The 12,156-nt window shown below is 60.4% G+C and carries 10 protein-coding genes; all 10 read right to left on the minus strand.

All coding sequences use genetic code 11. The features are described from left to right. Nucleotides 1–79 precede the first annotated feature (79 nt). Nucleotides 80–1,606 (minus strand): RagB/SusD family nutrient uptake outer membrane protein, encoded by a 1,527-nt coding sequence (locus tag FGZ14_RS03650; RefSeq protein WP_139921320.1) that lies wholly within the window; start codon nucleotides 1,604–1,606, stop codon nucleotides 80–82. Between the two features lie 59 nt (nucleotides 1,607–1,665). Further along, nucleotides 1,666–3,135 carry a SusC/RagA family TonB-linked outer membrane protein gene (locus FGZ14_RS03655; protein ID WP_139921322.1) on the minus strand — a complete coding sequence of 490 codons (1,470 nt, stop codon included), beginning with the start codon at nucleotides 3,133–3,135 and terminating at the stop codon, nucleotides 1,666–1,668. Between the two features lie 33 nt (nucleotides 3,136–3,168). Continuing rightward, on the minus strand, nucleotides 3,169–3,396 hold the full coding sequence (locus tag FGZ14_RS03660; RefSeq protein WP_139921324.1) for a hypothetical protein: 228 nt from the start codon (nucleotides 3,394–3,396) through the stop codon (nucleotides 3,169–3,171). A 20-nt stretch (nucleotides 3,397–3,416) separates the two neighbouring features. Continuing rightward, nucleotides 3,417–4,835, minus strand: coding sequence for a SusC/RagA family TonB-linked outer membrane protein (locus tag FGZ14_RS03665; RefSeq protein WP_139921326.1), 1,419 nt, complete (start codon nucleotides 4,833–4,835; stop codon nucleotides 3,417–3,419). 374 nt (nucleotides 4,836–5,209) lie between these two features. After that, nucleotides 5,210–5,878 carry an MFS transporter gene (locus FGZ14_RS21970; protein ID WP_257883333.1) on the minus strand — a complete coding sequence of 223 codons (669 nt, stop codon included), beginning with the start codon at nucleotides 5,876–5,878 and terminating at the stop codon, nucleotides 5,210–5,212. A 131-nt stretch (nucleotides 5,879–6,009) separates the two neighbouring features. After that, nucleotides 6,010–6,393, minus strand: a complete 384-nt coding sequence (locus FGZ14_RS21975; protein WP_257883334.1) for an MFS transporter — start codon at nucleotides 6,391–6,393, stop codon at nucleotides 6,010–6,012. A gap of 164 nt (nucleotides 6,394–6,557) precedes the next feature. Then, entirely contained in the window at nucleotides 6,558–7,688 is a 1,131-nt protein-coding gene (gene tal / locus FGZ14_RS03675) for a transaldolase (RefSeq protein WP_139921327.1), read from the minus strand. A gap of 142 nt (nucleotides 7,689–7,830) precedes the next feature. Beyond that, nucleotides 7,831–9,882: a transketolase gene (gene tkt / locus FGZ14_RS03680; protein WP_139921330.1), complete on the minus strand. Its 2,052-nt coding sequence runs from the start codon at nucleotides 9,880–9,882 to the stop codon at nucleotides 7,831–7,833. 208 nt (nucleotides 9,883–10,090) lie between these two features. Then, nucleotides 10,091–11,086 carry an arabinan endo-1,5-alpha-L-arabinosidase gene (locus FGZ14_RS03685; protein WP_139921332.1) on the minus strand — a complete coding sequence of 332 codons (996 nt, stop codon included), beginning with the start codon at nucleotides 11,084–11,086 and terminating at the stop codon, nucleotides 10,091–10,093. A 71-nt stretch (nucleotides 11,087–11,157) separates the two neighbouring features. Then, nucleotides 11,158–12,144 (minus strand): glycoside hydrolase family 43 protein, encoded by a 987-nt coding sequence (locus FGZ14_RS03690; RefSeq protein WP_139921334.1) that lies wholly within the window; start codon nucleotides 12,142–12,144, stop codon nucleotides 11,158–11,160. Between the last annotated feature and the right edge of the window lie 12 nt (nucleotides 12,145–12,156).

Here is a 12,156-nt window from a genome sequence, read left to right on the forward strand (position 1 = left end):
CTTTCCAGAAACCAACAGCCGCTCCAAGCAGGGCCCAGAGCGGCTGTTTATGGTTTTCGTTCAGGCAAACACAGGGACCTTAGTACCCGGGGTTCTGCTTGATGTTGGGGTCAATGGCCAGGTCGCGGCGCGGAATGGGCAGCAGCTTCGAGACGCCCAGGCGGAAGTTGGTAAAGTCAGGGTCCCGGGCTTTCAGCTCGTCAATACCAGCCTGGTTGTCCAGCAGCTGCCAGCGCAGAATGTCAAACCAGCGGGTGCCTTCCCCGGCCAGCTCCTTGGCCCGCTCACTGCGGATCAGCAGGCGCAGGGCGTTTTGGGTGAACGTACCCGTGAGCGGAGCCAGGCCCACGCGGGCCCGCACCCGGTTTACCAGGGGTAGGGCGTTGCCCATCTGGCCCAGCTCCGTCAGGGCTTCGGCCTGCATCAGCAGTACGTCAGCGTAGCGGATAACGCGGTGGTTGATGCCGGAGGTAAAGTTCTCATCCACGCGCGTGCGGTCATTGAGATACTTGCGCCAGTATTGCTGGTTAGGGTTCCAGTTCCACTGGGCAAAGGTTTTGCCGTAGAAGCGGTCGGGGTTGCCGGCATGAATGATGCTGATGTCGCGGCGGGGGTCAATGAGGTGGCGGGTGGTGCTACCAGGGGCCAGGGCTACCGTCGAGTCCTTGTACTCATCCAGCAGCCAGCGGCGGGGCTGCACGTCGGCGTAGGTGGGGCCGGGAGGGCCAAAGAAGTTGGGCCGGTCGTGGCTTTCCGAGGCTGAAGCATTGTCCTGGCCCTGCCCTACTTCCAGCACCGCCCCGGTGAACTGGACCTCAAACAGCGACTCGCGGTTGTTTTCGTTGGCGTCCGTGAAGTTGTCGAGGTAGTTCGACACCAGGTCGTACTGGTTGCTGGCCGCTATCTGGGTGAACAGGGCCGAGGCCTCCGACCATTTGCGTTGCTGCATGTATACCTTGGCCAGCAGGGCCTGGGCGGCGCCCTTGGTTACCCGGCCCTTGTCGGCGTCGCCGTAGGAAAGGGGCAGGTCCGGAATGGTCGCCTGCAGCTCTGCAATAATGAATTCTTCGGCCTGGGCCTGGGTGGCCTGCGGAGCCCGCGTGGCTACGGTAGGCTCCACCGTAATCAGGGGCACGTTGCCGAAAAAGTAGGCCAGATCGAAATACGACAGGGCCCGCACAAACCGGGCTTCCGCCACCAAGCGCTTCTTCAGAGTCTCGTCCATCTGAATCTCCGGCACGTGGGTTATCACCTGGTTGGTCCGATAAATCGTGCGGTAGTAGTCATTCCAGGCAAACGAGGAGATGAAAAAGTCCACGTCAGGCTGAATGAAGCGGGTGAAGTCGGCCAGGGCTACGAAGGGGCTTTGGCTGAACGACTCGTCGGAGCGGTGGGCCATGAAGTGCCAGCTGCGGTAGTAGCAGGCAAACTGCTGCAGGCCTGAGTAGCAGGCGTACACGCCCTTAATGGCATCATCCTGCGTTTTCCAGAACTGGTCCGTGGTGGGGGCGTTGGGGTTGGCCTGATCCAGCAGATCCTTCTCGCAGGCCGTGGTCAGGAACAGACCGCCGGCAAGCAAAAGAGTAGCGAGAGTATTGGTTTTCATTTAGGTAGAAAAAACGGTGGGAAGAGGGGCGGAGCCGGGGAGCCCGCGCCCGACACGAGTTAAAAGTTCACCTGAATGCCGCCCGTGAAGCTGCGCACGTTGGGGTAGGCGCTGAAGTCAACCCCACGGCTGAAGAAGCCGGTACCGGTTACCTCCGGGTCGTAGCCCGTATAGTCGGTGATGGTGAAGACGTTGCGGCCGGTTACGTACACCCGCACACTGCCCAGGCTGGGCACCTTGCTGGTGAGAATTTTGGGGAAGGTGTAGCCCAGCTGAATGTTGCGCAGCCGGATGTAGTCACCATCCTCGAGCCAGCGGGTGGTGTTAAACAGGGAGTTGGAAGAAGCCGCCAGCCCCAGGTTGCCCAGCCCACCACCCTGCAGCAGGCGTGGGGTAGTAGTGGAGGGGTTTTCGGCCGTCCAGGGTTCTACGTCGGCGTTGTAGTTGTTCGGGCCCACATAGCTTTCCAGGTCGCGGCGGGCCGTGTTATAGATTTTATTACCGCTGGAGGAGTTGAAGAATACTGACAAATCGAAGCCCTTGTAGGCGGCCGTCAGGTTCAGGCCCATCACCAGGTTCGGAATAGACTTGCCCGCGTACACGGCGTCGCTGTTGCTAATCACGCCATCATCGTTCGTGTCCTTGTAGCGCACGTCGCCGGCCGAGGCGTAGGGCTGGATAGTCTGGCCCCGGGAGTTCTTGTAGTTGGCTACCTCGTCGTTCGACTGGAAGATGCCATCAAACGGAATCAGGAAGAACTCGCCCAGGGAAGTGCCCAGGGCCGAGCGGGTCAGCAGTTCCCCACCCTCAAACACCTGGCCCTCTACCGGCACGGCGGTTATCTTGTTCTTCACGGTGGTCAGCGTGAAATCAGCCCCGTAGGTGAAGGCGCTGCGGGTGTCGTGGTAGCCCAGGGCCACCTCAATGCCGCGGTTTTCAATGTCGCCGGCGTTCTGGTACAGCGCCTGCCCGAAGTGACCCAGGTAGGTGAGCACCTGCACCGGAGCCAGAGCATTGCGGGTTTGCGAGATGTAGTAATCAGTAGCCAGCGTGAGGCGGTTGTCCAACACACTCAAATCCAGGCCAATGTTCTTGGTGTAGCGGTCCTCCCACCGGATATCGGGGCTGGGCAGGGCCAGTTGCGAGGCCCCGTTTACAATGGTCTGGCCCGTGCCGATAACGTAGTTCACGTTCTGGCCAACAATAGGGTAGGGCAGGTAGCTACCTCCGTACAGACCGTTGAGGGCATCGTTGCCATTGGAGCCGTAGCTGGCCCGCAGCTTCAGGTTGTTGACGGCAGGTAGGGAATTCTTAAAGAAATCTTCCTCACTGATGCGCCAGCCAATGGAAGCCGCCCCAAAGTTGCCCCAGCGGTTAGCCGATGTGAAGCGCGAAGAACCGTCGCGGCGGCCGCTCACCGACAGCAGGTAGCGGTTCTTGAAGTCGTAGGTGGCCTGGGCGAAGAAAGAGCGTTTGGTGTACTTAAAGGAGCTGCCCCCGATAATGCCCTTTTCCGGGCCGGCGCTCAGCTCAAAATAGTACTGGGGCGAACTGGTGAACCCCTAGGCACCGGCCTGCACGTTGTGCTGGCGGTAGCTCTGCTCGGAGTAACCACCTACTACGTTAACCGTATGGCTCCCGAACTGCTTGTTGAAGTTCAGCGTGTTTTCGCCCAGCAAAAACAGGTCGTAGCCCAGAAACTCGTTCAGGGACGATGTGTTAATGCGGGTATTCTGACGCAGGATGCCCACCTTCTGCGCGTCGGCGTTGCTGTAGGTGTGCCCATCCATGGCCACGTTCAGCCGGTAGGTCAGGAAGTCAAAGATGGTAAGGTCGGTGCTGACGTTGCCGGCCAGGCGGTTATCCGACTGCGTGCGCCGTAGCAGCTGCTGGGCCCCAATGGGGTTGGTAGCAAAGGTGTTGAGAATGGGCGAACCAGTGCCGAAGCCCCTTCATTGGCCGGGTCATACACCGGAATGCTGGGAATAATGGTCAGAATGTCGATGAAAGGCGCCCCGTTCAGCAGCGTCACGTCTAAGTGAGTGAGCTGCACGTTTTCTTGAAACTTCAGGCGCCCGCGGGTCAGGCCCGAGTTCAGACGCAGGCTGTAACGCTTAAAGTCCGGACCTTTGGCAATGCCCTCCTGGTGGAAGTACTCGCCCGAAATAAGGAAGTTGGTGGCCGTTTTTTCGCCCGTGCTACCCCCGGAAAAGGTGAGGTTGTAGTCTTCCGTGGTGCCAGTCTGGAAAAACTCGTCCTGCCAGTCGGTGTCGATGTTGGGATTGAAGGCGCCGCCCGGCCCTTTCACGGCCCCGGCCAGACTGTTCTGCCCGTTGTTGAGCGGGTCCAGCCCGGCGTTCCGGTAGGCCGTAACGGCGCGGTCGGCCCACTCGCTGGCGTTGGTCAGGTTGTAGCGCTTGTACACCTGGTCTACGCCGCGGTAGCCATTGAAGCTGATGGCTGGCGTGCCAGCTCGCCCTTTTTTGGTAGTAATCTGTACTACCCCGTTGGCCCCCCGCGACCCGTATACAGCCGTGGAAGAGGCGTCCTTAAGGATGTTCAGAGTCTCGATGTCGTTGGGGTTCAGGTCGCGGATGTTGTCCGTCCAGAGCCCGTCAATCACGTACAGAGGGCCGCTGCCGGCATTGCCCAGCGTGCCAATACCCCGAATGTTGACGATGGGAGCATCGCCGGGGCCACCCGAACCAGTAACCACCACACCCGGCAGGCGTCCCTGCAGGGCCTGGGTAGCCGTTGCCACGGGCGCTTTGGTAGCTTCTTTAACATCCAGGCTACTCACGGCGCTGGTTACGTTCTGGCGGTTCTCAGTCAGGTAGCCTACCACCACCACCTCCGAAAGGGCGCGGTTATCGGGGGCCAGGGAAATGCTGAGAGTGGTCTGGCCATTAACCGGCACTTCCTGCGGGGTGTAACCCACAAAGGACATCTGCAGGGTGGCATTATCGGGGGCCGTGAGGGTAAAGCGGCCGTCGGCATCGGTTTGGGTGCCGGTGGTGGTGCCTTTCACAATCACGTTGACGCCGGGCAGACCCGCGCCCTTTTCATCCACCACCCGCCCCGACACAGTAATGTCGGCCAGGGCAGAGGCAGCCAGGCGCTCGGTAACCGGAGCAAGGGCGGCTGCGCCCGCTAGTACGGGCTGTAAGGGCAGGCAGCAAAGCAACGCCGGGATGGTTACCCGGCTCATTTTTGGTACAGGCTTTTTCATGTACAGGGGTGTGGGAATTGAGGTAAGATGAACACAAACGATTGTGTTACGAGACTTTCACAATCGTTTGTGTAGAAGTTTATAAAAAAAGGCTCGATGGGGAATACGGACCTGGGAGGGGGTAGCAGGGGCCGGGAAACTATGGTGCGCCGCTACCTAAGGATTGGGTGAGTAAGATTAACGATTTCATGACAAATTACCAATAAAATATTGCAACTCTTTTTTAGAAGTAACTACTCACTTAACTGCTCCAACTGGTTCTGCCGCTTCCGCTTAAGCACCCTTCCGATGTTTCGATGGGTGGGGTTAGAGAAGTAAGGTAGGGGTAGGCCTATGTGAACCGCTAATCAAGAAAGAAATCTGATGTAGGGTTGTTATGCGGATACGGCTTCTGTACGCCGCGAGGATGGCGGTTGCTGCTGCTTAAGGGTACGGCTCGCGGCCAGCAGCCCAATCGCCGCGCCCAACCCGGCCACCAGCGCAAACGATACCCTCAGGCTCGAACCTTCCGCTACCAGTCCAATCAGGGGCGGCCCCAGCAGAAACCCCAGGTAGCCGATAGAGGAAACCATAGCCAGGGCCACCCCCGGCGAAACCGTAGCCGACTGCCCCGCCGCGCTGTACGCCAGGGGCGTGACGGAGGCAATGCCAAAACCCACCAGCAGAAACCCCGCAATAGAGGGCACAAAGGCCGGCCATACCACGGCAGTCAGCAGGCCCACCGTAATCAGCGTGCTGCTGATCTGCAGCATCCGGGCGGTGCCAAAGCAATGGGTGAAGTAGTCGGAGATGAATCGGCCCAGGGCCATGGTACTCATACAGGCCACGTAGCCCGCCGTGACCAGGGTAGCATCCGGGCGCACCACCTTCTGAAAGTACACCCCGCTGCAGTCAAACATGCAGCCTTCGCAGAGCATGCCGCAAAAAGCAATCAGCCCGATGCGGAGCAAGTAGGGCTCGGGACGGCGCAGGCCGGAGCCCCCGCCCTCGGTGCCTACGTCCTGAGGCAGGGTGCGCTGGTGGACCAGTACGGTAAGAGCCACGCCTACCCCATCACCAGCAGGAAGTGCTGAAATGGGGTTTGTTGCCAGCGGATGAACAAGGTGCCCAGGGCCCCACCCAGAAAACCCGCCAAGCTCCAAAGCCCGTGAAAGCTGGCCATAATGGGCTTACCCTAAGCCGCCTGCACGCCAATGGCTTGAGTATTAACGCTTGTGTTGAGCAGGTTGCCGGCAAAGCCAAACAGCACCAGGCTGCCGGCCAGGGTCCAGAAACCGCTTGCCCAGCCCAGCAGAGGTAGGAAGCCCGCGTACAGGCACGTAGCCAGCAGCACCACTACCCGGCTGCCGTAGGTGTGCACCAGCCAGCCGGCCACGGGCAGGGCCAGCATGGAGCCCACCGGCAAGGCCAGCAGCAATTGGCCCAGCTCCCCCTCACTCAGGCCCAGCTTCAGCCCGATATCCGGAATGCGCGAGGCCCAGGAGGCAAAACACAGCCCGGCCACAAAAAACAAGGTACTCACGGCCACCCGGCGCTGGGTCGGCGTACTTTCCGCCATACAGGAGTAGGTAAAAAAGTGGGGAGCCACATGGTGGCTCCCCGCTGGTAAGTGTTGTTCTCGGCAGCGCCAGAAACCGGGTGAGGCAGCAGCCGCAAACCCGGTGCGGGTCATGCGGCTGCTCCGTAGCTAGCACCGGTACCTCGATAACAGGTTAAATCGGTTTAAGCCCTAGCACCGGCCAGGGCCTCCTGGCGCTTCTGCTCCAGCACGTTCATCAACTTGCCGAAGGGCTCGGTGAACTTTTTGGCGCCTTCCTGCTCCAGCTGGTTGGTGAGGGCTTCCAGGTCGAGGCCCAGCTCGGGCAGGCGGTCCAGCATGGCTACTTCCTGCTTGTCGGCCAGGCGGTTAGCGGGCTGACCTTTGGCCCGGTAGAAGTCCAGGGTTTCTACCGGAATGGTATTTACGGTGTTCGGGCCGATGAGGGCTTCTACGTACTTCAGGTCGTCGTACTTGGGGTTTTTGTTGCCGGTGCTGGCCCACAGCAGGCGCTGGGGCTGAGCGCCCTGGGCCTTGAGGGCTTCCCAGCGCGGACCGGCGAAAATCTCCTCAAATACCTCGTAGGCGCGTTTGGCGCTGGCAATGGCTACTTCACCTACAAGGCTCTGGGCTAGTTCGCCTTTTTCGCCACCTTCGGCCGCCAGCTTTTCCAGCATGGGGTCAATCAGCACGTCAATCCGCGAAAGGAAAAAGCTAGCCACGGAGTCGAGACGCTTTACGGAACCACCGGCTTTTACCCGGTCTTCCAGGCCGGCCAGGTAGGCTTCGGCCACCAAGCGGTAGCGTTCCACGCTGAAAATCAGGGTCACGTTTACGTTCACGCCGGCCGCAATCAGCTGCCGGATGGCGGGCAGGCCTTCCAGCGTGGCGGGCACCTTAATCATCACGTTGGGGCGGTTCACTTCCTTCCAGAAGTGCAGGCCCTCGGCTACCGTGCCTGCCGTATCGTTCACCAGCTCCGGCGATACTTCCAGGCTTACGTAACCGTCGCCGCCGTTATCGGGGTGGTCGTAGAGGAGGCGGAGCAGGTCGCAGGCCTGTTGCACGTCGGCCACGGCCAGGCGGGCGTAAATCTCATCGGCCGAGAGGCCTTCCTTGGCAAATTCTTGAATGTCAGCGGCGTAGTCGTCGGAGCCGGCAATGGCCTTCTCGAAGATGGCCGGGTTGGAGGTCACGCCCCGCAGGCCGTCCTCAGTAATCAGGCGCTGCAGTTCGCCGTTGTGCAGGATGTTACGGCGGATATAGTCCAGCCAGATGCTCTGGCCGAAGTCGTGAATGGCAACAAGAGGGTTCATATAGGTGGGTGGTTTTTATCAGTACTGGTGAAAAACACAGTGGGAAGAAGTAAGAGCGCCTCGCCCAACTGTCATCTTGAGCATGGTGCTTGATGCGCGGCATGCTCAAGATGACAAACAGAAAGGATAAGGAATAAGCTACTTACGACAGCACTTCCTTCTTTTCAATTTCGGAGGGTTGGCCCTGCAGCACCCAGTTGGCTTGCTTCACCACGTTTTCAACGGAGAAGCCGAACAGCTCCATCACGGCCTCGCCGGGGCCCGACTCGCCGAAGCGGTTCATGGCAATGACGGTGCCTTCATCGGTTACGTATTTGTGCCAGCCCATCGGTGAGCTGGCCTCAATAGCCACCCGCTTGCGCACGGCCGGGGGCAGCACCTGCTGCTGGTAGGCCTTGTCCTGCTTCTCAAACAGCTCCCACGAGGGCATGCTTATTACGCGGGTTGCCACGCCTTGTTGCTGCAGCGTTTCCTGCGCCTGCAAAGCCAAGGATACTTCGGAGCCCGTAGCCAGCAGGATCAGCTGGGGCTGGCCGCCTTCGGCTTCTTGGAGGATGTAGGCCCCTTTGGCCACCCCCTCGCGGGCCGAACCATAGTGCCCCTGATCCAGCACCGGTAGCTTCTGGCGCGACAAAATCAGGACCACCGGCGACTTGGGCGTGGTCAGGGCCACGCGCCATGATTCTACGGTTTCGTTGGCGTCGGCGGGGCGCAGCACCACAATGTTCGGGATGGTGCGCAGGGCCGCAACCTGTTCCACCGGCTGGTGGGTGGGGCCGTCCTCGCCCAGGCCGATGCTGTCGTGGGTGAAGACGAACGTAGCGCCCGACTCGGCCAGAGCCGTGAGGCGGATGGCGCCGCGCATGTAGTCGGAGAAGGTGAGGAAGGTGCCGCCGTAGGGACGTACACCGCCGTGGTGAGCCATGCCGTTCATGGCCCCGCCCATGGCGTGCTCGCGCACCCCAAACCAGATGTTATTGTGCTCATAGGAGCCGGGCTGGAAGCTCACGGCGCCGCTGGTGGGCATTTCGTTGGAGCTGGCAAGGTCGGCCGAGCCCCCGAACAGGAAAGGCACCGTCTGCTTGAGCGCATTCAGGGCTTTGCCCGAGGCCTGGCGGGTAGCCAGGGCGCCGTCGGCGGCGGTAAAGACGGGCAGCGAGGCATCCCAGCCTGCAGGAAGCTCTCCCGCAAACGAAGTCCGGAACAGTTCCCACTCTGCTGGGTACTCCTGCTGGAACGCCTCTGTTTTCTGCTGCCATTCAGCCTGAAGCTGGGCGCCGCGCTGGCCGGCTTCGGCCAAGTGGGTCCGCACTTCTTCAGGCACTACAAAGGTGGCTTCGGGGTCGAAGCCGAAGAATTCTTTAGCCTTTTTCAGGTTATCGGGGCCCAGGGGCGAGCCGTGCACTTTGCTGGTGCCTTCCTGCGGGCTGCCGTAGCCGATGATGGTTTTCACCGAAATGATGGAAGGCCGCTGGGTTTCCTGCTGGGCGGTTTTGATGGCGGCCTCAATGGCGTCGAGGTCGTTGCCATCCGTTACGCGCTGGGTGTGCCAGCCGTAGGCCTCAAAGCGGGCTAAGGCATCCTCGGTGTAGGAGAGGTTGGTGGGCCCGTCGAGGCAAATGTCGTTGTCGTCGTAGAGGTAGATGAGCTTGCCCAGCTTCAGGTGGCCGGCCAGGGAGGCGGCTTCGGCGGCAATGCCTTCCATCAGGTCCCCGTCTGAGACGATGGCATAGGTGTAGTGGTCCTGCAGGGTGTGGCCGGGCTTGTTGTACACGGCGGCCAAGTGGGCTTCGGCCATGGCCATGCCTACCCCGTTGGCAAAGCCCTGACCCAGTGGCCCCGTGGTTACCTCCACGCCGGGCGTCAGGTTCGACTCGGGGTGGCCGGGCGTTTTGGAGTGCAGCTGCCGGAACGCCTTCAAATCATCCAAGGACAAATCGTAGCCGTACAGGTGCAGCAAGCTGTAAAGCAGCGCCGAGCCGTGGCCGGCCGACAGCACAAACCGGTCCCGGTTCGGCCACTTGGGGTCCTGGGGGTTGAAGCGCAGAAAGCGCGAGAACAGCACGTAGGCCATCGGGGCCGCACCCAGGGGTAGGCCCGGGTGGCCGGAGTTGGCCGCCTGCACCATATCCACCGACAGCAGGCGGATGGTGTTTACGCTCAGATCAGCAAGGGAATTAGTCGGCTTGGTCACGAAACGACAATAAAAAAGGTAGGAAAGATGCTAAGCTACGGCTTCAAAGTCCCTTAAGACAGCCTTCCGACCAGCTTACGGCCAGAAAAAAGACCGGTATCGATACCGAAACCGGTGCCGGTAGTCACTCCTGATCCTTACGGTTAGAAAAGTAAAAAACGAATGGCATCTGCACAAACGATTGTGCTAAAAAATGCCGCCCTTGTGCTTAAGGCTGCACCACCGGCCACCCCGCCGCATCCCAGGTCAGCCGCTCAATGCGCAGCTTGGGGTAGCCCTTATCAGCCGCGTCGTAGCCGTGAAACACGAGGTAATCGGTATTGTCGAAGGTATAAACCGAGTTGTGGCCCAGCCCGAACCAGTTTTTGTTGCCGGCCAGCACCTCGGTGCCGCCCCCCTGGTCGAGGGCTACCCCCGCCTTGTCCACGTACGGGCCGGTAACCGATTTGGCCCGCCCCACCATGATTTTGTAGGTGCTCTGGGGACCACGGCAGCAGTAGTCAAAGGAGGTAAAGAGGTAGTAATAGCCACCCTTACGAAAGATGAAGGGAGCCTCAATGGCGCCGTCGCCGGGTAAGGAGTCGTTGAGCTGGGGGCTGCGGGGGCGTTTGGCCACAGTGCGCCACTGCTCGGGCTGGGCCGGGGCCGTTAGGTCGGGGCGGAGCTTCACCAGCTTGATACCCTCCCAGAAAGAGCCGAATGACAGCCAAGGGGTTCCGGCTTCGTCCCGAATCAGGTTAGGGTCAATGGCATTCCACATGTCGCGCCCCGGCACCGACTGCACCACGCGGCCGTGGTCCGTCCATTTGTAATCTTTGGAGGTAGGGTCTAGGGTTTTGTTAGTAGCCAGCCCGATACAGGACGTGTTTTTGCCGAACGCAGAAATGGAATAGAACAGCGAGTACACACCGTTATGGTAGGAAATATCGGGCGCCCAGATGTGGTTTTTGAACCCCGGCACGGCCTGCACCGCCCAGGCCGGGGCCGCAGGAAACACCGGTTTCTCGCGCGTCCAGTTCCGGCGGTCTTTCGACGACCACACCGCAATGCCCGGCCCCGTGCAGAACATGTAGTATGTGCCGTTCTGCCGGATCATCACCGGGTCGTGGGCCGGAATAAGGGCCGGGGTAGTCTGGGCAGAGGCCCCGAAGCCACCTAACAGCCAGACCACAAGTAAAAGACGTTTCCGCAAACGTAGGTACATAAACGATTGTGTTAGACTTGGTGGGGTAGAGGGGGTAGGGCTAAGGCAATGTGGACGCTGCCCCGGTTCGGTTACTTGGCTGGTTTCACGCCCTCGGTGGTCATAACTACCCGCTTCATGGTGCCATCCTTGTTATAGTACAGATAGTCGATGCAAACGGAGCGGCGGAAAGAGCCCCCATCGGTGGGGATGCTGCCGTTGTGGTAGATGAAGTACGACTGCCCTTTGAAGTCGATGATGGCCTGGTGGTTGGTATTGGAGTTGCCGGCTACCTCATTAAGCAGGCCCTTAAACTCCCAGGGGCCCTCCGGGCTGCGGCTCATGGCGTAGGCAATTTTCTCGGGGAACTGGTAGGCGTAGCTGAGGTAGTACCAGCCGTTGCGCTTGTGCAGCCAGGGGGCTTCCGTGAACTTAGGGAGGGTAGTAACCTTGTTGATGGGGCCATCCAGCTCCGTCATGTTGGGCTTGAGCTTGGCCCAGTAGCAGTTGGTGTTGCCCCAGTAGAGGTAGGCCTGGCCCTTGTCATCTACAAACACCGTCGGGTCGATGTCGTCCCACATAATGGGGCTGTCGGTCATATTGTTGGTGATGAGGGCCGAGCCCCGGGCATCTTTGAACGGGCCGGTGGGGCTGTCGGACACGGCTACTCCAATGGCTTTGCCCGGCACGGAGCCGTGCTCCACCGCCGCGTACCAGTAGAACTTGCCGTTGCGTTCAATTACCTGCGAGGCCCAGGCATCGGCCTTGGCCCAGGCAAACGCCTTCACATTCAGGGGCGAGGGGTGCTCTTTCCAGGTCACCATGTCCTGGGAGGAGTAGCACAGCCATTCGTTCATCACGTAGCGTTCCTGCCGGGCCGGGGCTTCGTCGTGGCCGGCGTAGAGGTACACGGTGCCTTTGTGCACCAGGGCAGCCGGGTCGGCGGTGTATTTGTCTTTGATGATGGGGTTGCCGGCCGCCTGCTCGGGCGCGGCCTGCCCCAGCGCCGCGGTGGGCGCCAGGGTAGGAACAGATGCGGCCAGCAGAACACCCGTTAGCAGAGAGAGAGTCTTCGTCATGTCAGCTGCCAG

The sequence above is a fragment of the Hymenobacter sp. DG01 genome (assembly GCF_006352025.1).
Classification (GTDB): domain Bacteria; phylum Bacteroidota; class Bacteroidia; order Cytophagales; family Hymenobacteraceae; genus Hymenobacter.